The following is a 24269-nucleotide window of genomic DNA, read 5'->3' as shown; positions in this document are numbered from 1 at the left end:
CGAACAGCGGAAATTGCAGTTTGATGACGGCGTAAAACTCATGTCCCGGCGATATTTGAGCACTGGCGCGATCGCGGGCGCACACCGCATGATGGACCATGACCAGCACAGACCCCGCCGCCCGCTACCTCCGCGACCCAGGCCCCAAGACCAGCGTCCGCGGCGTGTCCGCCGCGTGCAGCACCGACAACGCGATCGTGACCGAGACCATCCTGGACACGATGCGCGCCGGTGGCAACGCCATCGATGCCGCGATCGCCGGGTGCATGGTGCAGGCGGCGGTCGAGCCGTTCATGACCAACCACACCGGCACCGTCAGCCTGCTCTATCGCGAGGCTGCGACCGGGCAGTTCCACCAGCTGCACAGCGCCGGCACTTTCCCGGAAGGCCTTGCCCCGTTCCGCCCAATCCCCAAGATGGCGAGCGGCTATGCGCGGCTGCCGCCATCGGCCTGCATCCCCGGCTTCATGCCCGCGATGAAGGCAATGCATGCCCGGTTCGGGACGCGCGACTGGGCAAGCCTGGTCGAACCCGCGATCCGCTGGGCGGAGGACGGCCATGTGGTGTCGTCGTTCGAATATGCGGTGACGGTGTCCGAACAGGATTTCATCACCTATTTCCCGGAAGGCCGGCGCTTCTATCTGCCCGGCGGCTATTACCCCACGGTCGGCGAGCGTTTCCGCAACCCGGCGCTGGCGCGGACGCTACGCGGTGTTGCGGCCGATGGGCCCGATCACATGATTACTGGCGAATGGGCGTCGGAGTTCGTTGCGCATGCCAATCGGATGGGCTGGCCGATCACGCGCGCGCACATGACGCAGAACCCGCCGCGCTGGATCGAGCCACTGCGGCTTGCTCATGGCGAGCATGAGATCGTTACGCTCGCCCCACCCGAACAACAGGGTGTGTTCCTGTCGATGGTGCTGGGAATCCTCGCCGATCTGGGCATCGCGAACATGACGCCGGGCTCGGCGGAGCATCTGTTCGCGATGGCGCATGCGCTGCGGCTCGGGCTATATTTTTGCGGCTTCACCGGGGATCCGATCGTCGCGCGCTACGACATGGCGCAGCTGCTCGACGGCGATTTCCACCGCTCGCTGGCACGGCTGGTCCGCGGGATGCGGCCGAACGTCGACCTGACCGAGCATCTGCGGCTGGTGCGCGCGCCGGGGCTACGCGCGGACGAGCACGGCCTTGCCGGCATCCCGTCGCATGACGCGCAGACCAAGCAGCCGTCGGGGAGCTGCGAACTGAGCATTGTCGATGCGCAGGGCAATTGGGTGCAGATGATGAACACGCTGCAGTCCGGCGGCATCCCCGGCGCGGTGGTCGGCGGCGTGCCGATGGTCGGATCGCATGTGACCTTCGCGGGCGTCACCGGGCATTTCGACATCAAGCTAGTGCCGGGTGCGCGGCTACGGACGATCGTCGGCAATACCTTCGTCACCAAAAACGGCGAGCCGGTATTCGGGCTTGGCACGCCGGGCAACGTGTTCTGCACGGTGCCGCAGGTGCTGACGAACCTGCTCGATTTCGGAATGGACCCGTATGAGGCGATCGCCGCGCCGCGAATGCTGCAGCTCGGTGAGGATGGCGGGTTGGTGATCGAGGACCGGATCGCGCCGGACGCGCTCGACGGGCTGGCGCGGATGGGCGTGCCGGTGTCGGTGATGCCGCCCTATGACTGGCACATGGGGTCGTTCCAGATGTGCTACCGCGACGCCGACGGCGCGCTGTGTGCGACAGTCGATCCGCGGCGGTGCGGCGAGGCCGGCGGGTTCTGATCTATCCTCCCCCGCCAGGGGGAGGACAGGAAGTCTAGACCTGCTCCGGCGCGGTCGGCGACTGGCTTTCCTCGAGCAGCCAGTCGCGGAACGCGCGGTTCTTGCTGAGGTCGCGGCGCGCGGTCGGGCAGATCAGGTAATAACCGCCATCGTAGATTGTGTTGCGCGCGAACGGCACCATCAGCGCACCGGTGCGCAGCTCGTCGTCGATGAGGAAGCGCGGCAGCAACGCGACGCCCAGCCCCGCCACCGCTGCCTGGATCAACATGAAGAAATGTTCGAAGCTCGGTCCGTCGGGATCGAGATCGGCGAGCCCGGCGTCACGCAGCCACTGCGCCCAGGCCAGCGGCCGCGTGGTATGCTGGAGCAGCACATGATCGCGCAGGCTCGCCGGATCCTCGGGGACGATCCCCCGCGTGAGCAGTTCGGGGCTGCACACCACCACCATGTCCTCGCGCAGGCCGAGCCGGTACGACACCGCGTCGGGCCAGTTGCCGTCGCCGAACCGGATCGCGAGATCGATCCCCTGCGCGCTGAAATCGACACTGCCGTCGCCCGCGGTCAGGTTCAGCGTGATCTTCGGATGCGCCTTGGCGAAGCGCGACAGTCGCGGGATCAGCCAGCGCGTTCCGAACGTCGGCAGCACGCCGACCCGCAACACGCCGCCGCCGCGCTCGAACGCCATCGCCTGCAGCGTCGCCAGCTCCATGCGATCGAGCGCGTCTTTCAGCTCGGCGGCATAGACGCGCCCTTCCTCGGTGAGCTCAAGGCGCCCGCGCGTGCGCATGAACAGCGGGCCGCCGACATATTCCTCCAGGATCCTGACCTGCCGACTCGCCGCGCTCTGCGTGACGTTCAGTTCGCCCGCCGCATCGGTGAAGCTCATGCACCGCGCGACCGCCTCGAAGGTGCGCAGCGCGGTCAGGGACGGAAGCAGACGCCGTCGCATCTCAGTGCAAATAACTCATGATGGGCGTACTTTAGAGCGACTGTTTCGGCCGTGGCAATTGGTTAAACGCAAGCATCAGGATTTCTTCTCAAGGTCACCATGACGCCCTTCCATCTAGCTTTTCGTATCGATGACATCGAATCGACACGCGCCTTCTACGGCGGGTTGCTGGACTGCCAGACGGGCCGCGAGACCGGAAACTGGATCGACTTCGATTTCTTCGGGCACCAGATCTCCGCGCATATCGGCCCGCGACCCGACACCATCCTACAGACGCTGGTCGGGGGCATCGAAGTGCCGCTGGCGCATTTCGGTGCGGTACTGCCATGGGAGACGTGGCAGGCGTTGGCCGAGCGGCTGACGGATCGGGGGGCAGAGTTCGTGATCACGCCGCAGGTTCGCTTTGCCGGCGAACCCGGTGAGCAGGGCACGTTCTTTGTCCGCGACCCATCGGGCAATGCACTGGAGTTCAAGGCTTTCCGCAACGCGGCGAGCATGTTCGACGCGACGACCACGGCAGGAGCGCAATCATGAAGGTCACGATCATCGGCGCCGGCGCGATCGGCGGCCTCGCAGGGGCTTTCATGGCCAACGCCGGACACGACGTCGTCCTAGTGGATCGCTGGGCCGAGCATATCGACGCGATCAAGCGCGACGGCCTGTTCATCGACGGCATCCGCGGCGAGATGCGCATCCCCGTCCCCGCCGCGCACCCGCACGAGCTGACCGGCCCGCTGGAAGCGGTGCTGATCGCGACCAAGTCGCAGCACACGATCGAGGCGCTACAGCAGCTGTTCCCGCTGTTCGGCCCCGACACCTTCGTGGTGTCGTTCCAGAACGGCTTCAACGAACCCGGCATCGCCGATGCGCTGACCGCAGCCGGTCTTGGCGGGCGCGAGCAGGTGATCGGATCGATCCCGAATTACGGCGGCGCGCTGGTCGATCCGGGGCATCTCGAATTCGTCCATGAAGGCCCGATCCAGCTTGGCGAGATGGATGGCAGCGACCGCGAACGATTAAAGACGCTGGCTGGCATGCTCTCGGCGCTGACCGATGTGCAGCTGTCGTCGAACATCTGGGGGCAGATCTGGGCGAAGGAGGTGTATTCGGCGCAGGTCGTGTTCTCCGCGCTCGCCGATGCCCGCATTCACGAGACGCTCGGCAACCCGCGCTATGCCCGCACCGCCGGCGCCGTGGTGCGCGAGGCGCTGGAGATCGCGGACGCCAACGGCATCGTCGTCGAAGCGTTCGATTTCTTCGACCCCGCCAATTACCGCCCGACGACGCCGGCCGACACGCAGAAGCTGCTCGCCAACGTCGACCACGCGATCTGGCTGCTCAAGAAGGACCAGAAGCCCGGCGGCCATGCCTTCCGCAAGAAGGGGTCGGGGATCTGGTGGGACATCGTCTATCGCAAGCGCCAGTCCGAAGTCCGCTCGTCGAACGGCAAGCTGATCGATCTGGGCAAGGCAGTGGGCGCCGACACACGGCTGAACGAACGGCTCTGCACGATGATCTACGAGATCGAAGACGGCAAACGCAGGCTCGGGTTCCATAATTTCGATGAGCTGGAAGAGTATGCGGCGAGCATCGGCAAGACCCTTCCCTGATGGACGGGCGAACCTCGATCAAGCGATCCTTGCGGACGCTATCGGCGTAGAGCCAAAGAGCCGTTGGCCTGCAGGGTACTCAGATGTCAGCGGTGCCACGCCGAGAGGACCGCTGGCGCAAGCTCTTGGTCAAGGGACTCAAGGCCGGCGCCGTTGCGGACAGCGCACGCGCCAGGCTTGCCACTAACACGACCGTGGCCATTACGAGGTGCCGCCTGACACCGCTCGAATCGAGCGAACTGAGTCCAAACTTTAGAAATCAATTTCAAACTATGACGCGGCCATCTGGACCAGCCAGAACGGGACCTGAGCGCATAGCCATCGTTGACTCAACGCCGTCCATATATATTACTTTATGCAAAGGCTGGATGAACCGGTCGGCATGCTGGCAGGGGATGAGCGATGAGCAAGCTTGGGACGTTCAAGGCTGGGGTTCTGGCGCTGCTGGTATCGAGTGGATTGACAATGCCGGCCGCCGCGCTCGCGCAGGCGAGCTATGACAAGGACGACAGGATTTTCCGGCTGGACGGCGGCGATGTCACCTATGCCTTCAAGATCAACATCCTAGGCATTCTCCAATCGGTGTATTGGGGCAAGCGGCTGCCGGATCGCGCGCCGCTGGCTGCTCCCGAACTGTCGGGGTTGAGCGGGTTCGACGTGACTACCAACGTCGTGCCGCAGGAATATGCCGGGCAAGGCGGCGGGCTGTACGCCGAGCCGGCGTTGAAAGTGACCTATCCGGACGGCAACCGCGATCTGGTGCTGCATTACCGTAGCCACACTGTTTCGGGCGATACCATCCAGGTGACGCTCAGCGATCTCGATCGGCCGCTGTTCGTGACGCTGAGCTATGCGATCGACCGTGCCACCGGGGTGGTCGCGCGGTCCGCGGTGATCGAGAACCGCGGCGTCGGCGATGTCCGCGTCGACCAGGCGGCGGCGGCCGGGCTGACGCTGCCGGTCGCCTATGACTATCGCCTGCACTATTCGACCGGGCGCTGGGCGGCGGAATGGACGCTGCAGAACCGTCCGCTCACCGCCGGATCGACGGTATTGGAAAGCCGTCGTGGCTCGACCGGCAGCCAGAACAATCCGTGGTTCGCGATTACCCGCGCGACCACGACGGAGGAGGATGGCCCTGCCTGGATCGGTGCGCTGGCGTGGAGCGGGTCGTGGCGACTGAGTTTCGATCAGGACGTCACCGGGCGGATCCGCATCGTCGGCGGCTATAATCCGTTCGATTTCGCCTATCGGTTGAAACCGGGAGGCACGCTGTCGACGCCGACCTTCTATGTCGGTTTTTCCGATCAGGGCCGCGGCGGTGCGTCGCGGTTGTTCCATGCGTTCCAGCGCGACCGGATCCTGCCACGGCACGGCGGCAAGGTGCCGTTGCGCAAGGTGCTCTACAATAGCTGGGAAGCGACCGAATTCGACGTCAACGAGGCCGGACAGATCGCGCTGGCCGAACGCGCCGCGACGTTGGGCGTGGAGCGGTTCGTGATGGACGACGGCTGGTTCGGCGCCCGCAACAACGACCGTGCGGGACTGGGCGACTGGACCGTCAACCCGACCAAATTCCCCAACGGCCTCACCCCCCTGATCAACCGCGTCAAAGCGTTGAAGATGGATTTCGGGCTGTGGGTCGAACCGGAAATGATCAACGAGGACAGCGACCTGTTCCGCGCGCATCCCGACTGGGCGATGCAGTTCAAGGGTCGCCCGAGAACGCAGGGGCGCAACCAGCTGGTCCTCAATCTGGCGCGCACCGATGTCCGCGACCATGTCCTGGCCGCGCTCGACGACCTGCTGACCAAGAACGACATCGCGTTCCTCAAATGGGATTATAACCGCAACTGGTCGGAGCCGGGCTGGCCCGATGCCGACGTCAACGACCAGCAGACCATCTATGTCGCGTATGTCCGCAACCTGTACTGGATCATCGACGAACTGCGGAAGCGTCATCCCGGGGTCGAGATCGAAAGCTGTTCGGGCGGCGGCGGACGGGTCGACCTCGGCATCATGGCGCGCACCGACCAGGTCTGGCCGTCGGACAATACCGACCCGCTCGACCGCCTCTCGATCCAGGACGGCTACACCCAGGCCTATGCGCCGGGCGCGATGATGGCGTGGGTGACCGACAGCCCGAACTGGGTGAACAAGCGGCAGACGCCGCTGTCGTTCCGGTTCCTGTCGGCGATGCAGGGTGGCCTGGGGATCGGCACCAACCTGAACAAATGGCAGGATTGGGAATACCTGATCGCACGGCGCTACGTCGAATCGTACAAGCGCATTCGGGCGACGGTGCAGCAGGGCCAGCTGTACCGCTTGAACCGCGCCAGCGACGCGGACCGGCGCTGGACCAACCTGTATGTCGCGGCGGATCGCAGCCAGGCCGCGCTGTTCACGCTGATCGGTTCGACGCAAAAGCTGGATGTCATGCCGACGATCGCGCTGCGGGGCCTGGATCCGACCGCGCAATACCGTGTCGAAACGATGGACGGCGCCGCGCTGCCCGCGACGATCCCGGCGAGCGCCAGCGGCGCCTATTGGATGAACCACGGCCTGGACGTCACGCTGCAGGGCGATTTCCAGGGGGTGGGGTTCATCCTGACCCGCACGCACTGAACGCGAAAGAACACGATCCTGGTAAAGTTTCGGTTCACCGTAAAATTTCGCTAGACACCCCATAATGTCATATTTATTCATCGAGGCACAAAAATAAGCATAGGGGAGAGTCGTTGTGAAAAAGCTGCGTCGACCAATCGTTGCTCTGTTGTCCGGAGTAGCCCTCGGCATCCTGGCCTTGCCCGCCGCAGCCCAATCCGGCGCCCCCACCCCGCAGCCAGGCGGCGCGCAGATCGATCCCGCCGCCGCGACGACTGCCGTCGCAACTGACGAGGGTGGCGACGTCGTCGTCACCGGCATCCGCGCCAGCCTGGCCAATGCGCTGGAGCTCAAGCGCAACACCATCGGCGTCGTCGACGCGATCTCGGCGAAGGACATCGGCAACTTCCCCGACGCCAACATCGCGGAATCGCTGCAGCGCATCACCGGCGTCTCGGTCGATCGCGTCAACGGCGAAGGGCGCGGCATCACGGTTCGCGGCCTGGGGCCGGAATTCAACACCGTGCTGCTCAACAACCGCCTGTTGTCGACCGAAGCGGGCGGACGATCCTTCTCGTTCGACATCCTGTCGTCGGAGCTGATCACCGGCGCCGAAGTCTATAAGTCATCCGAAGCCCGGTTGCAGGAAGGTGGCATCGGATCGACCGTCATCCTGCGCACCGCGCGCCCGACCGATCGCGCCGGCATGCACTTCGCGGGCACCGTCGCCGGCCGCCACGACAATACCTCGGACAAGGTCACGCCGTTCGCGTCGGGCGTGCTCAGCGGATCCAACGCCGACCGGACGTTCGGCGCACTGTTCAGCTTCGTCTACGACAAGCGCAAGTTCGCGCTGACCAACATCAGCACCGATGGCTGGATCACCGGCCAGACCATCGACACCAATGGCGACGGGATCAAGGACCGCAGCGGCGTGGCGCTGCCGCGCACCACCAACTTCACCGCGACCAACAGCACGCGCGAACGGATCGGCGGAACCTTCGCGGCCGACTGGAACGTGTCCGATACGCTGAAACTGAAGCTCGACGCGCTCTACACGCAGCAAAAGGTGCAGAGCCGCACCAACCAGCTCGGCTATTATACGGATCCGGACCGCATCACGTCGGCGACGGTCAACGCCAACGGCACCGCGACGCAGTTCGTCGTGCTGCCGGCCACCGCAACGGCGGGGCTGGCGTCGGACAACATCGTATCGACCTCGCCACAGGACGCGCGGACCTATCAGATCGGCGTCAATGCGGAGTGGAAGCCGACCGCCGACCTGACGCTGGTGTTCGATGCCGCCCATTCCAACTCGCGCGATGCGGCGGATCAGCTGTTCTACGTCGTCGGCACGCGCCAGGTCGGCGTCACCCCGACCTTCACGCTCGATGGCCCCAACGGGCTGCCGTCGATCACCAACACCCTCGCCACCAACGACCGCACCGCGCCGCGTCTGCATTGTTGTTCGGAGCGCGGCGGGCGCAATGGCGACACCGTCAACCAGGCGACTTTCGACGCGACCTGGGACTTTGACGGGCTGCTCGACAAACTGCAGGGCGGCGCGCTGTTCACCAATCGCAAGAAGATCACGGTGTCGCGGGAATCGCCGGAACCGCTCGGCTGCTTCTATTGCGGCTATCAGGCGGTGGCGCCGGGCAGCCTGTTCACCGACTTCAGCGCCAACGTGCAAGGCCGCGACCTGACCTGGCTCGATTACGATGCCGCCGCGCTCGCGCAATATTACGGGTCGGCGGCGGCGGTGAACCAGGTCGGCGGCAATTCGCAGGCGGCGATCGACGCGCGCAATCGCTTCCTCGCGGTCTATGCCGGGAACAACAACAGCCTGGACCCGATCGATCGCGACCGGGGATCCGGCACGGTGCGGGAAAACACCTATGCCGGGTACCTGCAGGCGGCGTTCGGCGGTGACATCGGTACCAACCGTCGCTGGTCGGCGATGGCGGGCGCGCGGCTGGTCCACACCGATCTCTATGCCACCGGCTATTCGGTCACGCTGACCAACATCATCAAGAACCCGGCCGATCCAACCTCCGCGGTCCCGGTCTACAGTCCGACGGTGCCGGTCGATGCGCGCAACAACTACACCTACCTGCTGCCGACGCTGAACTTCCGGCTCGACATGAGCGATGCGCTGGTGCTGCGACTGGCGGGGTCGCGCACGCTGACGCGGCCGACGCTCAGCCGGCTGGGCCTGTCGCAGGACTTCACGTTCCGGCCGCCCAACTCGAACACGATCAGCGGTGGCAATCCGTATCTCAAGCCGTTCCTGGCATGGAACGCCGACGCATCGGTCGATTATTATCTGAGCCGGACCAGCTATTTCAGCCTCGCCGGGTTCTACAAGAAGCTCGAGAACTTCATCATCTCCGGGCAGCAACCGGAGGAATATTTCGGCCTGACGTTCCTCGCCAACCGCCCGTTCAATTCGCAGAAGGGCGAGGTCTACGGGCTGGAAGCGGCGGTGCAGAGCACGTTCGACTTCCTGCCGGCGCCGTTCAACGGGCTAGGCGTGACCGCGAACTACACGCTGGTGAAGAGCTCGATCCGGTTCGACCCGTCACTCAGCAACCAGACCTTCAACGTCGAGGGCCTGTCGGATACCGCCAATTTCGTGATGTTCTATGAAAACGACCTGCTGCAGGTCCGCGGTGCATACAACTGGCGTGCGCCGTTCCTGCGCCAGACCTTCGGTCCGCAGAGCGAGCCGGAGAACATCTTCGGCTACAGCCAGATCGATCTCAGCGGATCGATCAAGCTGAACTCGAATATCTCCTTCTATGCCGAAGCACTGAACGTCACGAACGAGAAGTTCCGCAGCTATTCGCGCTTCAAGGAGCGGTTGATCACGGTATCCGATCAGGGCCGCCGCATCACCGCCGGCTTCCGCGTCAACTTCTGATGCCGGCGACACCACCCCGCATTCGTGCCGGACGTGCGAATGCGGGGTGGTTACAGCATTTTATGATGCCCGATGCCGCAATGACTGACCGCGCGCGCCGCGATATGACCGTGCTGACGCTCCGCGCGCCGAACGGGATTACCGTGCGGCTGACCAATCTGGGTGCGACGCTGATGGGGATCGAGACACCCGATCGCGCGGGGCGGTTCGCCAACATCATGCTCGGCTATGCGGACCCGGCCGACTATCCGGCGGCAGGAGGGCCGGACCCCGATGCCTATCTCGGCGCGACGTGCGGTCGCTATGCCAATCGCATTGCCGGCGCGACATTCATGCTCGATGGCGTGCGATACCAGCTGAGCGCCAACGAGGCGCCGAACCACCTTCATGGCGGCGAGCGTAATTTCCACGAGGTGATCTGGCAGATCGTCGTGGCGGACGATCGTCGCGTCGTGCTGTCGCATCACAGCCCGGACGGCGACCAGGGCTATCCCGGTGCGCTCGACGCGGTCGCCACTTTCACGCTCGGCGACGACGGCGAACTTGCCATCGTCTACACCGCCACGACGACGCGACCGACCCATGTCAACCTGGTGTCGCACGGCTATTTCAACCTGTCGGGCGATCCGCGCACATCGACCCTGGACCATCGCCTATGGATCGATGCCGCCGAGATCCTGCCGATCGATGCGGCCGGATTGCCGACCGGAGAACGACGCGCGATCGCCGGATCGGCGTTCGACTTCACCGTTCCGCGGATGATTGGATCGCGGATCGACGACGACCCGCAGGCGCAAGGCGGGCAAGGCTACAACCACAATTATGTCCTTGGTGGCGCGGGAGTCCGAGAGGTCGCGCGGCTCGAGCATCCGATCAGCGGCCGCAGTCTGGCGGTTTCGACCGATCAGCCCGGGCTGCAGCTGTACAGCGGCGATTTCCTGGGCGGCAGCTTTGCGCCGCGGTCGGGAATATGCCTTGAGGCGCAGCACTGGCCCGACAGCCCCAACCGGGCGGATTTCCCGAGCACGCGGCTAGACCCCGGCGCGACCTATCGCAGCGAGACGCGGTTGCGCTTCGGGCTGTCCTAGAGCCGCGCCATCCGGCCGGCATCCGCCACCATTTCGCTGCCGCTAATGAACCGCGCGTCGTCGGAGGCGAGGAAACGCGCCAGCGCGGCGATATCCTCGGGCCGACCGATATCGGCCGGATCGATGACTTCCGCGCCGGACCGGATGTTGGGGCTGTCGCGGAGCATCGCGGTATCGATCGCGCCGGGCAGGATCGCGTTGCAGCGGATACCGCGATCCCGGCCCTCGATCGCGGTCGATCGGGTCAGGCTGACCAGCGCGGCCTTGGACGCCGCATAGGACGCCACCATCGGCGAGGTGCGGATGGCGTGGACCGAAGCGATGTTCACGATCGCGCCGCCCCGCGGCATGTGCCGCAGCGCGTGGCCGGTCAGCAGCGCCGGCGCGACCAGGTTGACCGCCATCAGCTGCTGCCAGTCGGCGGCGTCGTGCGCCTCGATCGGCTTGAAGATCATCATGCCGGCGACGTTCACCAGCATGTCCCAGCGGCCGAAGCGTTCGAGCGTGGCGTCGACTGCGGCGGCGAGCGCGGCGGGATCACCGACGTCGCAGCCGATCGGCAGCGCGTCACCGAGGCCATCGAGCGCCATGCCGTCCGCAGCGCGGTCGACCAGCGCCAGCGCGGCGCCGGCGTCCGCGAACGCCCGCGCCACGGCGAGGCCGATGCCGCCCGCGGCACCGGTGATCAGCGCGACCTTGCCGGCGAAGGGCGTTACCATTCGCGGAGCGACCCATCGCGTCCGCGCCACACCGGATTGCGCCAGCGATGCGGCACGCGCGCCGCATCGCGGACCCGGGCTTCGTCGATCGTGACGCCCAGCCCCGGCCCTTCCAGCACGGCGACGCTGCCGGCGGTGACCTGCAGCACCTCGGGGTTGGTGATATAGGTCAGCAGGTCGGCATCCGGCTGGTTGTAGTGGATGCCGAGCGACATCTCCTGGATCACGAAATTGGGCGTCGCGGCGGCAAGCTGGAGGCAGGAGGCCAGCGCTAGCGGGCCGAGCGGGCAATGCGGGGCGATTGCGATATCATACGCCTCTGCCATCGCGGCGATCCGTCGCCCCTCCGAGATACCGCCGGCATGGCTGAGATCGGGTTGCGCGATATCGATCGAGGCCGCCTCGAAAAACGGCTTGAAGTCCCAGCGCGAGAACAGCCGTTCGCCCAGCGCTAGCGGGACGCTGGTCTGCGCCGCGACCTGTGCGATCGCTTCGGGCTGCTCGCTCAGCAGGACCTCCTCGATGAACAGCGGCGACAGCGGTTCGAGCGCCTTGACGATGCGGCGCGCCATCGGCTTGTGGACGCGGCCGTGGAAATCGACGCCGACGTCCATCCCGGTGTCGCGCACCAGCCCGAGGCGTTCGACCGCCGCGTCGACCGCCGCCGGACCCGACAGCCAGTCGATATCCTCGGTCCCGTTCATCTTGACCGCATCGAACCCCTGTTCGCGCCGGGCGAGCGCCGCTGCGGCGACATCGCTCGGCCGATCGCCGCCGATCCACGCATAGACGCGGATCCGGTCGCGCACCCGCCCCCCCAGCAGATCCGCGACCGGCACGCCGAGCGATCGGCCGCGCAGGTCCCACAGCGCCTGGTCGACGCCGGAGATCGCCGACATGAACACCGGTCCGCCGCGGTAGAAGCCGAGCCGGTACAGCATCTGCCAGGCGTCCTCGATCCGGTTGGCGTCGGCCCCGATCAGCCGGTCGCGGACGACTTCGAACGCGCCGACTACGGCTTCGGCATGGCCCTCGAGGCTGGCTTCGCCCCAGCCCACCGCGCCGTCGCTCGTTTCGATCCGCACGAACAGCCATCGCGGCGGCACAAGGAAGGTTTCGATCGCAACAATCTTAGACATTCTGGGTATCGCTCCGGTCGGTCTCTTTGAAACGCAGGCGGAGCCGTGGCAGCCGCCCATCCTGCCGCAGGCGATCGGCGACGACTGCAAGCAGCAATATCCCCCCGCGCACGACATATTGATAGAAAGTCGGGACGTTGAGCAGGTTGAGCGCGTTCTGCGCCGCCCCCATGATGAACACGCCGATGATCACCCCGCCCATCGTGGCGAGGCCGCCGGACAGCGAAACGCCGCCCAGCACGCACGCCGAGATCACCGCGAGTTCCAGCCCGACGCTGGTGTTGGGCTGGCCGCTGGTGATCCGCGCCGCCAGAATGATCCCGGCGAGCCCTGCGACCAGTCCCTGCAGGGTGAACACGATGATCCGGACGCGGGTGATCGGCACGCCCGCAAGCCGCGCGGCCTCGGGATTGCCGCCGATCGCAAGGATGTTGCGGCCGAACACGGTCGCCTTCAGGATTACGCCGAACACCGCGAAGCTGACGATCATCGACCAGATCGGCCAACTCAGCCCGAACACCCCGCCCGATCCAAGCTCGTAGAATCCCTGCAACCCGATCGCGACGCTTTCGCCGCCCGACGCCAGGAAGGCGAGGCCGCGCACCACCTCCATCATCGCCAGCGTCACGATCAGCGAATTGACCCTGAAGCCCGCCACCAGCACGCCGTTGACGAACCCGACCATCGCGCCGCCCGCGAGCCCGGCCAGCACGCCGATCGCGATGCTCCCGGTCGCGCTCATCCCGACCGCGGCCAGCACGCCCGACAGCGCGACGATCGACCCCACCGACAGGTCGACCTCGCGCATCGCCAGCACCAGCATCATCGTCGCGGCGATCGTACCGACCAGCGTCACCGACAGCAGCAGCCCGCGCAGATTGCGCAGGCCGAGGAAGTCGGGGACCAGCAGCGACAGCAGGCCGACCAGCACCGCAAGCAGCACCAGCGGCCCGAAACGTTTCAAGAGCGTGCGCGAGGTCATGCCTGGATCGTGTCCTGATTGTGCGGGGATTGCGTGGCGGGGTCCGAACCGGGGGCCTGTGGCAGAGCGAGCCGGAGCAGCCCGCCGGGCGTCGCGTCGGCGCGCGACACGAGCCCCGCCAGCACGCCTTCGCGCATCACCGCGATGCGGTCCGCAACGCCCAGCACTTCGGCCATGTCGCTCGATGCGAACAGCACCGTCCCGCCGTCCTCGGCGAACCGATAGATGAGATCGTAGATTTCGCTGCGCGCGCCGACATCGATCCCGCGGGTCGGTTCGTCGAGCAGCAGCACGCGCGCCCCGGCCCACAGCCAACGTGCGATCACCGCCTTTTGCTGGTTGCCGCCCGACAGCGACGCGATCGTCGTCTCGGCACCGGGGGTCTTGATCCGCAGCCGCGCGATGAAGTCGTCCGCCCCGTCGCGCTCCTCTCGGGTGCGCAACCAAGGCGTCGCCCCGGTCAGGTTGCGCCAGGCCAGCGCCAGGTTCTCGCGGACCGATGCCAACGGCACGATGCCCTCTTCCTTGCGGTCCTCGGGACATAACGCGACGCCCGCCGCGATCGCCGCACGCGGGTCGCCGGCGCGAACCATGTCACCGTCGATCCGGACCGTGCCGGCATCGGGCGTAACCGCACCATAGATCAGCCGGAACAGTTCCGAGCGCCCCGCCCCGACCAGACCGAACAGCCCCAGGATCTCGCCCCGCGCGACATCCAGATCGACCGGTGCAGCGATGCCGTGCCCGGCGAGCGCGCGGACCTCGACCATCGGCGATCCCAGCGCGCGCGGCCGATAGCCATAGACGTCGCTGATCGTGCGGCCCGCCATCGCTCCGACGAGGCGATCGGCGTCGTCCGCGGTGACCGGCGCCAAGTCGAGGACATTGACGCCGTCGCGCAGCACGGTCGCGCTGTCGGCGAGCGCGTACACTTCCTCCATGCGGTGGCTGACATAGATGATCGCGCAGCCGCCGGCTTTCAGGTCGGCGATGATCGCCATCAGCCGTTCGGTCTCGCGGACGCTCAGCGAACTGGTCGGTTCGTCGAACGCGATGACCTTGGCGTCGCGAAGCAGCGCACGCCCGATCTCGACCATCTGCCGGCGTCCTATCGAGAGGTCGCCGAGCCGCGTATCGGGATCGATCGCCTCGCCGAGCCGGTCGAGCACCGCGATCGCCCGCGCGCGCAACGCGGCACAGTCGACGAACCCGGCGCGCGCCGGCAGCATCCCGAGCATCAGGTTCTCGGCCACGCTCAGCTCGGGAAAGAGCTGCAGTTCCTGATGGATGATCGCGATACCAGCATTCTGGCTGTCGCGGGGCGAGGCGAACCGGCGCGCCACGCCGTCGATCCGCAGTTCGCCGCGATCGGGCACGTATTGGCCCGCCATGATCTTGAGCAAGGTCGACTTGCCGGCGCCGTTTTCGCCGATCAGCGCGCGGACTTCCCCGGCGGCAACCGTGAAGCTCACCGCGTCTAGCGCCACCACGCCGGGAAAGATCTTGCCGACATCGTGGAAGGCGATCGCCGCGGTCATGCCATCGTCTCACGTGCCAGCACGGCGCGGAAGTTGTCCCGGTTCATCAGCGTCCCACTGGTCAGCACGGTTTCGGGCGGGCGACGGCCCGTGACGATCCAGCGATACATCGCCGCGCTGGTGTCGTAGCCATGACGCCGCGGGCTGAGCAGCACGGTCGCGAAGAACCCGGTCGGACGCGCCTTGGCGAGTTCGGCGATGGCGGCTTCCGACCCGCCGATGCCGATCCCGATCAGGCTGGATTGCGGCAGCGACAGTCCTTCGGCAGCGCGCACGCCGCCCACCACGGTCTCGTCGTTCAATCCGATGATGATCCAGCGATCGATCTGCGCGCGCGCCGTCAGGACCGGTGCCGCCGCGGTGAACGCGCCTTCGGTGTCGGTGGTGCGCTGGGGCGCGTCGAAGACTTGGGTGTAGCCCTCGCGACGCAGCGCGGTGACCGCCCCTGCGGTTCGCTCGCGCCCGGTCTCGAGGCTGTCATAGGCGATCCGCAGGATACCGGTGGCCGCAGGCGCCCAGCCGCGGCGACGCGCTTCCCGGGCCGCGGCGGTGCCGGCGACGTCGCCGATCGCGAGTGCCGAGATGCCGACATGCGGGATGCCCGCGATCGGCGCACCGCCGGGGCCGGACAGCCGATCGTCGACCGACATCGCCTTCATGCCCGTATCGCGCGCGAAATTGGCGATCGCCGGTCCGAGCCGCGGGTCGGGCGCGCAGATCACGAAGCCGCTGGCATAGCGGGCGTACAGTGTGTTCAGCGCCGACAGCACGCGGTCGCCGTCCTCGGCCCCGATCTCGATCAGCGAGAAGCCATAGGTCCGCGCGGCGGCGCGGGCGAACCGCCACTCGTCCTGGAACCATTGCTCCTGCGGCATCTTGACGATGAAGCCGATGCGCACGTCCTGCGGGCGCGACGCGCATCCCGCGACCGCAAGTCCACCCGCGGCTGCCGTGCCGCCCAGCATGGATCTGCGCGTAATCCGCATTGGCCGTCGTGCCCCTCGCTCTTCGCCAAATTGACGTCATTCCGATCGAAGCTATTTAAGTCATATATATTAGATGGGAAGCAGAATTTGCATGGCATCTTGCAAACATCGGCCACGCGGGGGCTGCCCGGGCAATGCATCGATCGGGTGAACACCACTCCGCCTGTCCAGCTACGACGTCGCGGCGCATGGCGCTTTGGGCGCGATGGGGATAATCACGACCGTATGTTGAAGAGCGACAAGACCCTCACCGGCGCAGGCGACCGGCCGTCGATCGCGGACGACGTGCGCCAGCTCGACGATGGCCGCAACCTGACCGCGAGCATCGTCAACGACCTGGGGCTTGCCATCGTCACGCAGACCTATCGCCCCGGCGCACCCTTTCCGACCGAAGCCGAGCTGTGCCTGAGTTATGCCGCGAGCCGGCCGGTGCTGCGCGAAGCCGTCAAGATGCTGACCGCGAAGGGACTGTTGCTGGCGCGCAAGCGGGCCGGCACGCTGGTCCAGCCCGAGGCCAGCTGGAACCTGCTCGACCCCGATGTGCTTCGCTGGATGCTGCAGCGCGCGTTTTCGATCGACCTGCTGATCGATTTCACCGAAATCCGCATGTCGATCGAGCCGCGCGCCGCATCGTTGGCGGCGCATTCCGCCAGCGGTCCGCAACGCCGCGCGATCCTCGACGCGATCGAACGCATGTTCGCGGCGGACCGCGGCGAGGAGGATGCGCTGGAAGCGGATATCGCGTTCCACATCGCCGTGCTGGAGGCGAGCAACAACCGCTTCATGCGACAGTTCACCGGGCTGGCCGAAACGACCCTGCGGTTCTCGATCCGGCGTACCAACGAGTACAAGGGCGTGCCGCGGGCGAGTGCGCTCGACCACAAGAAAGTTGCTGACGCGATCGTCGGTGGGCGCGCGCAGCTGGCGGGAACGCTGATGAGCAACCTGATCCGCGGTGCGCTAGATCTGTTGCTCGTCGCCGGCAATCATCCGCTGCGCCCCTGATCCATCGGCGGGTCACGGGACGCCGCATGGCGTGCCCGGATGCGGTGCGGTTCGCGCAGCGACGGTCGGGCGCGCCTCGCCCGGGTGATAGGGTCGTCCGGCCGCGCTGGCATCGAGGATGATCGGTCGCAGCTCGCCGCTGGCGTACCGCCCGACCTGATCGTCGAAATGCACCGAGGCCGGATCGCCGCTCTCGCCGCCCGCGGACACCGCCCAGGCACGCACGACGGGACCGAATTCGACGACGGCGACGAAGCTGTTCCCGCTGGTGCCGTACAGGCAGCGCTGCCCCGACTGGCGCTCCACGCCGAATGACGCGAGCGAGCCGAAATTGCCCGATGTGAAGCCGATCGGTTCGCTGGGCGCGCGGTCGTCGAACCGCGGCGTGACGCCGCCGTCGAGGCGCTGGAAGCGATTGATCCGCCCCCATGCGACGCGCCAGCTGCCGAGATCGCGTTGCATCCGCGCGATCGCCGCATCGAGCGCCGCGACCCGGTCGCGGTTGGCGGTGCGGGTCGCGAGATAGGCGAAGATCGGCATGTTCGCGGCGGCGGCCTTTGGTCCTTCGCTCGCCCACAACGCCTCGCCCCAATGCACTGCCAGCGTAGTCGGTTCGGACGCGGTGCCCCAGCGGCGATCCCATCCGGTCAGCATCGCCACCGGTGCCGCCAATCGCGTCCGCAACGCGTCGCCGGTCGGCAGGGCGTCGAACCCGGCCTTGAGCAACGGGATCTGCTGGTCGAACAACGGCAGGAAGCTGTCGAACGCGGTGCGGGTCAGCGTCTGCGGCGAATACAGCGTACCCTTCGACAGCAGCGCCGTCGCATGTTGGCCGCGCGGATTTTCGCCGAGCTTGTCCATGTAGCGCGGGAAATTCGCCGCCTTGGGGCTGTCGGCGCCCGCCGCGGTCCAGGGCGCGTTATTGGTGTTGACCACCCAGCCCGTTGCGGGGCGAATCACGGTGGGCAGGTCGCGCAGCGCATGCAGACCGTGCCGGTCGGTCGCCGGATCGCTGCCGTCGACCGGACGCGTGTAGTCGAACCGATCGTCGCGGATCGGCACGAACTGCGGATGCAGATAGGCGATCGTCCCGTCCGCCGCGGCGAGGATGGTGTTGTTCGAACTGTTGGCCTTGCGATCGGACACCGCCAGATACGCCGCGAGCGTGGTGGCGCGCGTCCTGAGATAACTCTGTTCGAGCGCAGCACGCGGCGCGTTGAGCATCGCGACCGCGATCCAGCGCCCCTTGTCCTGCCGGATGATCGGCCCGTGATGCGTCGCCAGCACGGTAAAGCGCCGAGTGGCGACGACGCCGTCGGGCTGGCGCACGCCGATCGCCACGAAGCGCTGCCGGATCGGCCGCCAATCGGTGCCATAGCGATAGGACAGCCGTCCGCCGCGCCGCGCCACCTCCACCGCGAACTCGTCGATGTTGTCGACGCCGCTCGACGTGTGCATCCAGCCGAGCCGCCGGTTGAACCCCTGATAGACGAAGAACTGCCCCCAGGTTGAGGCGCCATAGACGTCGAGACCCTGCGCGCTCGTCACCTGCTGTTCGGCGCGGAAGAAGAACGAGGTGTGCGGATTGATCCACAGCAACGGGTGCCCGTTGGCGCTGCGCGACGGGCCGATCGCGATGCCATTCGAGCCCCTGGGCTCGATCAGACGCCCGGCACCTGCCAGCCGGGCCGCCAGCCTGACCGGCGGCGGGGCTGCCCCCTGCCCGCCGTAAAAGGATTCGAGCGCGGCAAGGTCGACGCCGGTCTCGATATCGCCACCGATGCTGCCTTCCGAAAAGGCGAGCGCCATCCAGGGTTCGAAGTGCGTGATCCGCCGCGGATGCACCGCGGGATGCGTGGCGAGATACTGGTTCAGCCCGGCGGCCCAGGCATCCATCAACGCGCGCAGCCACGCCGGACTGCGCCGGTATTCACCCGGCAACGCATCGAGATCGAGAAACAGCCGCTGCCGCAGATCGGCCCACAGCGCAGGACTACCCTCGGTCTCGGCAAGCCGGCCCATCGCCGCGAGGTAATTGTGTTCGATGCGCGGGAAGTCGTCTTCGGCCTGCGCGTACATCATCCCGAACACCGCATCGGCATCGCTGGTGCCGCGGATGTGCGCGATGCCGTACGCATCGCGTGCGATCGTCACGTTCGATGCGTATGCCGGGGTACGTCCGGACGCCGATGTCGCCGACGTCGCCGACGCCAAGTACAGAGTCGCGACCAGACCGAGTGCTGCGGCTGTCTTACCCATGAATGCTCCCCTTTGACACATTCATAAGTCATATATATTCTTGTCGGCAAGACCATCATCGTGGAAGCCGACCAACATGACCATCGCTCTTCGCCAGGTTGCCATTCCCGACTTCGGTCCGATCGCGGCGCCGCCGGCCTTGCCCCCGGAGACCTACGCCGCGCGGTGCGACGCTGCGCTTTCCGCGGTCGGCACCGACTGGCTGGCGGTCTATGCCGATCGCGAGCATCTGGCGAACGTGATGTTCCTGGCCGGCTTCGAACCGCGGTTCGAGGAGGCGCTGCTGCTGCTCGGCCCGGACGGGCGTCGCGTGCTGATCACCGGCAACGAATGCGAATCCTATGCCGCCTTGTCGACGCTGCCGGACCTGGACGTGCTGCTGTCGCAGACGATGAGCCTGCTCGGGCAGGATCGCAGCAAGGCGCCGCGCCTGACCGACGTGCTCCGCAGCGCCGGGCTTGGTCGCGGCGACCGGGTCGGCGTCGTCGGCTGGAAATATCTCGACAGCGATGAATGGGAGGAGGGCGAGGCGCCGAGCTTCGTACCGGCGATCTACATCGCGGCGCTGCGTAGCGTCGTCGGGGCAGCCCTCGTCAACGACGTCACACCGGTGATGCTGCATCCCGAACACGGCCAGCGATCGATCATCGATGCAGACCAGATCGTGATCTTCGAGGCGGCGGCCGCGCGCGCGTCGGAGATGGTCTGGAACGTCGTGAAGGGCACGCGGCCAGGCGACCTCGAACGCGATGCCGCGCTGAACTTCGGCTATCGCGGCGAGCCGATGAACGTCCATCCGATGCTCGCGACGGGTAATGCCGCGGGGGGTGCGGTGATCGGGCTGGCGAGCCCGGGGTGGCGGCGGATCGCGCAGGGCGACGGCGCCTCGACCGCGGTGGGTCTATGGGGCGGACTGACCGCCCGCGCCGGGCTGGTCGACGATGCCAACGACGATTTCGTCGCGACGGCTGCGGCGTATTTCGCCGGGCTGGTGCGCTGGTATGCGCTGGCCGACATCGGCGTTGCGGGCGGCGATATCTACGCCGGTGTCAGCGCGACGCTGGCGGAGGGCGGATTGCGCTCGCTGCTCAATCCGGGTCATCTGACCGGCCACGAGGAATGGTCGCACACCCCGATCCGCCCGGGGTCGACCGATCGCATCCGATCGGGGATGCATATGCAGGTCGACATCATCCCGACGCCAATGCGCGATGGCTGGGCGCTCAACTGCGAGGATAGCGTGGTGTTCGCCGATGCCGCGCTGCGCGCCGATATCGCCGCGCGCTATCCGGCAATGTGGGCACGGATCGAAGCGCGTCGAGCGTTCGTCCGGACCGAACTGGGAGTCGCGATGGCGGAGTCGGTGTTGCCGTTGTCGTCGATCCCGCTGTGCCTCGCGCCGCTGTGGTTGCGAAGCGATCACCTGCTGGTCCAGACCTGACCCGGCCGCAGCCTAGAACCGCTTCACCAGCGTCGTCTGCCCCGTCTTGATGCGGTATTCCACCGGACGCGCCGGGTCGACGGTCTGCGACCATGTCGCCCCCGAGTACAGCCGTTTGGGTGGCAGCGCGCGGCAATCCTTGCCGCTCGAATCGCATTGCTTGCCCTCGTACAGCTCGACGTTGGTGGTGCCGGCATTCGTCAGCGCGATGCTCGTACTTGAGCGGATACCGTTGACGGTGCCATCGAGGACACTGGGCCGGACCATCACCAGCACATCGTACCCGACCAGCAGTTTCAGCGCCGTGGTCTGCGCGACGACGTCGCCGGCGACGGGCTTGATCGTTACCCGGTAGATTCGTTCGTGCATCGTCCGCGGCGCGATTGCGGCGATGCGGATCAGTTTGCGTTCGCCGGGCTCCAGGATCATGCGTTGCGGCGTGACGAGCAACCCGAGGACGGCGGGATCGGGACTGGCGACGCGGCGTTCACCGGGCTTGCCGGGATCGACGATCTCTGCGGGATCGGCAACGACGTAGATCCGTTCGGAGCCGGTGTTCGATGCCTCGACGTCAACCCTGGGCGGCGCACCGGGCGGCAGGTCGACCACCATCTGGCTCAGTACGAGATCGGCCGAGGCTGGCCCCGCAAGCATCGTCGCGCCGAGTATCGCTGCCAGCGTCTTTACCGCATTACGCATGTCTGTCCTTTCGACCGTGTCATCGTGCCGCATCGGCCATCATCGTACCGGAAACCGCGCGCGGGCAAACCAGGGTCCCGAGCGCGCGATAGCCGTTGGTGTCCGCACCGCCCGCGGTCGGTGCAAGCGGCAGGCGGCAGGTCCTGCCGTCGGCCGCTTGGACTTTCGCGACCGCGTTGGCGCCTGCCTCGATCTGGAAATAGCCGTTTTCGTCGGTGTTGCCGATCGCGCCGGTGACATACACCGCGGCATTCGCCACCGCGGTGCCGTCGGGCCAGACGATCCTGCCGAACGTCGCCACCACCCGCTGCGCCGACCATGTCACCCGCGCGACGTTGCCGGGATAGAGGCTGACCTGGCGCGCGTCGCCGTCGACGCGGACGATGTCGGTGCCGGCGGGGCGAAGCCGCACGGTGTACCGGCGATAGGCGGGCATCGCGATCGACAGTTGCGCGCCGGCGTGGACGGTCCCGCGCGGCGCATTGTCGACCAGGACCTCGAACGGCGTACCCTTTGCAGCGCCATCGACGGACACGACGATGATGCTGTCGTTCTGGTCGCGGCCCTGCAGCGCGAAATGCCCGCGCATCACCGCGGCGGTGGTCTGGAAATTGAAGCTGTATTGCGTGGCGCCGTTGTCGCCCGCGATCGGCTGCGCGACATCGACGGATACGGCGGCCTTCGCCGTGCGCAGGTCGGCGCGGCCACGCACCAGGGTCCCCTCGACCTCGCGCTCGACGCTCCCCGCAACCGCGGCGTCGCCGCCAAGGACATGATCGTGCTGCCAGGACGCGGCTACCCCGCCGACGAAGGCGGTACCGTCGTTGTAGCCGGTCCCCGAGATACTGCGCGCGCCCGCGGTTGCCGACACCGACGTGTGCGACCGCAGCCTCTGGAAACTCAGGCCGATCGAGGCCGCCTTGCCCTGGTTGGACAGCGTCATGTCGCCGCGCAGCGACATCTGGATGTCGCCGCGCGCAATCAACGGCCAGAACACGCTCGGGCCGATCGCATAGCTGCGCCCGGTACGCCGATCACGGCGATAGGATCCGGTCAGCCCGATCTGCCCGGGCTTCAGGTCGTAGCTGATCGTCCCATTGAGCTGCGCAAACGACCCGGTGTCCAGCTGCGCTGTGCGATCGATCGGCGCGATCGCCGACGGATAGCGATCATAGCCAAGCGGGATCAGCGGCTTGTCGCCGCGGCTCCAGATCCGACGCGCGTCGATGCTGTAGTTGAGGCGTGCCGCTCCCGACGAGCTCGCCTGCAGCAGCACGCCGGTATCGCCGCGGACCGAACCGAGCCCGGCCAGACGCACCTGCGCCGCCGAGGTGAGCCAATACCCGCCGAGCTCGAGTATCGCGGTCTTGTCGGTGCCGATCAGCGTCGCATCCAGCGCGAGATGCGCGGTGAAACGCTTCGCTAGACCCGCCTGGTAGAACGGCGTCCGCGTGACCGCGATCGGCGTGCCGCGGCGATCCTCGCCCAGTAGGCCGGCATAGGCAAAGAAGACCGGTTCGCCGATCGCCGCGACCGCGGCATTCTTCGTAAAGAACCGGCGTTCGTCGCGCTGATTGCCGCCCGATTCCTGGATATGCAGCACGACCTCATAGGCGCCATCGGGCAGACCCGACGTGTCGAGCGTCTGGTTGCCGGCGACATAGTTGCGCGAGGTCAGCAGCCGGCCATCGCGCAAGATGTCGACGCGCGCCGGGATCGCGAGCGAGACTACCAGCGGCGTACCGGCGATCATGGTTCGATCGAGGCGGGTGTCGACCTGGCTCTGCACCCCTGCCCCGACCAGCCGGCGCCGCCCGATCAGGTCGATGCCCGGCACCCACAGCGCGCCCGCCGAATAGCGCAACCCTGGCCGGTCGAGTTCGCCGACGAGCGAATCGACGGATAGCCCATAGGCCGAGGAATAGGACAGGTCGTTGCGGATCCGCCCGGCGCCGAGGCCGAGGATCGCACGGTTCGAAAAGCCGTAATCGGCGTCGCCACCGGCACCGGCGACGGTGCCGCCAAACTGATCGACCAGCGACACGCCGGCATCGGGCGCCGGCAGATATTCGCGGGTCGCCGCCGCATGCACGACCATCAACCGCGGATTGACGAACAGGTCGATCCTGAAGCGCCGTTCGTCGAAGATAATGCCGGCGACTACAGGCTGCAAAATGCCACATGCGCTGTGATCGCCCCCCCCGTCACCACCGCCATCGGCGGGACAGGCGAGGCGAGCGTGGGTATCGAGATCGGGTGCCGCGAGCGCCGCACGCACGGCAACCTGATCGGTCAGGTCGGGGATCAGCGCAACGACCGCGTCGGGATCGAGGAAGGTCAGCCCCCCCGACAGATAGCGCACTCGCGCCTGGCCGACCGCGCGCCCCCCGACATAGATATCGGCGACCGCGAGTTGCGGTTGGAGCAGCGCGTCGAACCCGACCGGCTGGCCGACGGTCACGCGTGGCGCCGCATTGTTCGCCTTCGCCACCGCATGCGACGTGGAACTCAGCAGGCCGGTCAGCGACGCTGCGACCAAGGTC

At 66.8% G+C, this 24269-nt stretch carries 17 protein-coding genes; 8 read left to right on the top strand and 9 right to left on the bottom strand.

The window, feature by feature from the left end:
- Nucleotides 1-98: 98 nt before the first annotated feature.
- Complete coding sequence (locus SJY20_RS04145; protein ID WP_380785335.1) at nt 99-1784, top strand: gamma-glutamyltransferase family protein; 1686 nt, start codon at nt 99-101, stop codon at nt 1782-1784.
- A gap of 34 nt (nt 1785-1818) precedes the next feature.
- Here the strand turns inward: SJY20_RS04145 and gcvA are convergent, their stop codons facing one another.
- On the bottom strand, nt 1819-2733 hold the full coding sequence (gene gcvA, locus SJY20_RS04140) for a transcriptional regulator GcvA (protein ID WP_380785334.1): 915 nt from the start codon (nt 2731-2733) through the stop codon (nt 1819-1821).
- A gap of 99 nt (nt 2734-2832) precedes the next feature.
- Between gcvA and SJY20_RS04135 the strand changes: the two genes are divergently transcribed.
- The 5 genes from SJY20_RS04135 (at nt 2833) to SJY20_RS04115 (ending at nt 10958) form a co-directional block, all read left to right on the top strand.
- Nucleotides 2833-3267: a VOC family protein gene (locus SJY20_RS04135; RefSeq protein ID WP_380785333.1), complete on the top strand. Its 435-nt coding sequence runs from the start codon at nt 2833-2835 to the stop codon at nt 3265-3267.
- A complete protein-coding gene (locus SJY20_RS04130) occupies nt 3264-4343 on the top strand; it encodes a ketopantoate reductase family protein (protein WP_380785332.1) in 1080 nt (359 codons plus the stop codon). Before SJY20_RS04135 ends, SJY20_RS04130 begins: the two co-directional genes overlap by 4 nt.
- Nucleotides 4344-4745: 402 nt before the next feature.
- The gene (locus tag SJY20_RS04125) at nt 4746-6968 is read left to right on the top strand and encodes an alpha-galactosidase (RefSeq protein WP_380785331.1); all 2223 of its coding nucleotides are present in this window, start codon (nt 4746-4748) and stop codon (nt 6966-6968) included.
- Nucleotides 6969-7116: 148 nt separating this feature from the next.
- Entirely contained in the window at nt 7117-9870 is a 2754-nt protein-coding gene (locus tag SJY20_RS04120; RefSeq protein ID WP_380785330.1) for a TonB-dependent receptor, read from the top strand.
- 80 nt (nt 9871-9950) lie between these two features.
- A complete protein-coding gene (locus tag SJY20_RS04115) occupies nt 9951-10958 on the top strand; it encodes an aldose epimerase family protein (protein ID WP_380785329.1) in 1008 nt (335 codons plus the stop codon).
- Here the strand turns inward: SJY20_RS04115 and SJY20_RS04110 are convergent.
- Genes SJY20_RS04110 through SJY20_RS04090 form a run of 5 tightly spaced genes read right to left on the bottom strand, consistent with a single transcriptional unit; the run spans nt 10955 to nt 16301 of the window.
- On the bottom strand, nt 10955-11677 hold the full coding sequence (locus SJY20_RS04110) for an SDR family NAD(P)-dependent oxidoreductase (protein WP_380785328.1): 723 nt from the start codon (nt 11675-11677) through the stop codon (nt 10955-10957). The genes SJY20_RS04115 and SJY20_RS04110 overlap by 4 nt on opposite strands.
- A complete protein-coding gene (gene dgoD, locus SJY20_RS04105; RefSeq protein ID WP_380785327.1) occupies nt 11671-12816 on the bottom strand; it encodes a galactonate dehydratase in 1146 nt (381 codons plus the stop codon). The genes SJY20_RS04110 and dgoD overlap by 7 nt, the downstream gene beginning before the upstream one ends.
- A complete protein-coding gene (araH, locus tag SJY20_RS04100; RefSeq protein WP_380785326.1) occupies nt 12809-13798 on the bottom strand; it encodes an L-arabinose ABC transporter permease AraH in 990 nt (329 codons plus the stop codon). Before araH ends, dgoD begins: the two co-directional genes overlap by 8 nt.
- A complete protein-coding gene (araG, locus tag SJY20_RS04095; RefSeq protein WP_380785325.1) occupies nt 13795-15336 on the bottom strand; it encodes an L-arabinose ABC transporter ATP-binding protein AraG in 1542 nt (513 codons plus the stop codon). The genes araH and araG overlap by 4 nt, the downstream gene beginning before the upstream one ends.
- The gene (locus SJY20_RS04090; RefSeq protein ID WP_380785324.1) at nt 15333-16301 is read right to left on the bottom strand and encodes a substrate-binding domain-containing protein; all 969 of its coding nucleotides are present in this window, start codon (nt 16299-16301) and stop codon (nt 15333-15335) included. The genes araG and SJY20_RS04090 overlap by 4 nt, the downstream gene beginning before the upstream one ends.
- 246 nt (nt 16302-16547) lie before the next feature.
- Here SJY20_RS04090 and SJY20_RS04085 point away from each other — a divergent pair, with 246 nt between their 5' ends.
- A complete protein-coding gene (locus SJY20_RS04085; RefSeq protein ID WP_380785323.1) occupies nt 16548-17327 on the top strand; it encodes a FadR/GntR family transcriptional regulator in 780 nt (259 codons plus the stop codon).
- Nucleotides 17328-17339: 12 nt separating this feature from the next.
- Here the strand turns inward: SJY20_RS04085 and SJY20_RS04080 are convergent, their stop codons facing one another.
- Nucleotides 17340-19586 carry a penicillin acylase family protein gene (locus SJY20_RS04080; RefSeq protein WP_380785322.1) on the bottom strand — a complete coding sequence of 749 codons (2247 nt, stop codon included), beginning with the start codon at nt 19584-19586 and terminating at the stop codon, nt 17340-17342.
- A gap of 76 nt (nt 19587-19662) precedes the next feature.
- Here SJY20_RS04080 and SJY20_RS04075 point away from each other — a divergent pair, with 76 nt between their 5' ends.
- On the top strand, nt 19663-21027 hold the full coding sequence (locus SJY20_RS04075; protein WP_380785321.1) for a hypothetical protein: 1365 nt from the start codon (nt 19663-19665) through the stop codon (nt 21025-21027).
- A 12-nt stretch (nt 21028-21039) separates the two neighbouring features.
- Here SJY20_RS04075 and SJY20_RS04070 read toward each other — a convergent pair whose 3' ends face one another.
- Together SJY20_RS04070 and SJY20_RS04065 are read right to left on the bottom strand one after the other, a co-directional pair.
- Entirely contained in the window at nt 21040-21726 is a 687-nt protein-coding gene (locus tag SJY20_RS04070; RefSeq protein WP_380785320.1) for a hypothetical protein, read from the bottom strand.
- 19 nt (nt 21727-21745) lie between these two features.
- Nucleotides 21746-24265: a TcfC E-set like domain-containing protein gene (locus SJY20_RS04065; RefSeq protein WP_380785319.1), complete on the bottom strand. Its 2520-nt coding sequence runs from the start codon at nt 24263-24265 to the stop codon at nt 21746-21748.
- Nucleotides 24266-24269: the final 4 nt, after the last annotated feature.

Source organism: Sphingomonas sp. R86521, assembly GCF_042466235.1.
GTDB lineage: Bacteria > Pseudomonadota > Alphaproteobacteria > Sphingomonadales > Sphingomonadaceae > Sphingomonas.
This window is presented reverse-complemented; position numbering and strand designations above follow the sequence as displayed.

Coding starts and splice junctions, on each gene's coding strand:
- SJY20_RS04145 (WP_380785335.1), top strand. CDS start 99: ATGACCAGCACAGACCCCGCCGCCCGCTACCTCCGCGACCCAGGCCCC.
- gcvA (WP_380785334.1), bottom strand. CDS start 2,733: ATGCGACGGCGTCTGCTTCCGTCCCTGACCGCGCTGCGCACCTTCGAG.
- SJY20_RS04135 (WP_380785333.1), top strand. CDS start 2,833: ATGACGCCCTTCCATCTAGCTTTTCGTATCGATGACATCGAATCGACA.
- SJY20_RS04130 (WP_380785332.1), top strand. CDS start 3,264: ATGAAGGTCACGATCATCGGCGCCGGCGCGATCGGCGGCCTCGCAGGG.
- SJY20_RS04125 (WP_380785331.1), top strand. CDS start 4,746: ATGAGCAAGCTTGGGACGTTCAAGGCTGGGGTTCTGGCGCTGCTGGTA.
- SJY20_RS04115 (WP_380785329.1), top strand. CDS start 9,951: ATGACTGACCGCGCGCGCCGCGATATGACCGTGCTGACGCTCCGCGCG.
- SJY20_RS04110 (WP_380785328.1), bottom strand. CDS start 11,677: ATGGTAACGCCCTTCGCCGGCAAGGTCGCGCTGATCACCGGTGCCGCG.
- dgoD (WP_380785327.1), bottom strand. CDS start 12,816: ATGTCTAAGATTGTTGCGATCGAAACCTTCCTTGTGCCGCCGCGATGG.
- araH (WP_380785326.1), bottom strand. CDS start 13,798: ATGACCTCGCGCACGCTCTTGAAACGTTTCGGGCCGCTGGTGCTGCTT.
- araG (WP_380785325.1), bottom strand. CDS start 15,336: ATGACCGCGGCGATCGCCTTCCACGATGTCGGCAAGATCTTTCCCGGC.
- SJY20_RS04090 (WP_380785324.1), bottom strand. CDS start 16,301: ATGCTGGGCGGCACGGCAGCCGCGGGTGGACTTGCGGTCGCGGGATGC.
- SJY20_RS04085 (WP_380785323.1), top strand. CDS start 16,548: ATGTTGAAGAGCGACAAGACCCTCACCGGCGCAGGCGACCGGCCGTCG.
- SJY20_RS04080 (WP_380785322.1), bottom strand. CDS start 19,586: ATGGGTAAGACAGCCGCAGCACTCGGTCTGGTCGCGACTCTGTACTTG.
- SJY20_RS04075 (WP_380785321.1), top strand. CDS start 19,663: ATGACCATCGCTCTTCGCCAGGTTGCCATTCCCGACTTCGGTCCGATC.
- SJY20_RS04070 (WP_380785320.1), bottom strand. CDS start 21,726: ATGCGTAATGCGGTAAAGACGCTGGCAGCGATACTCGGCGCGACGATG.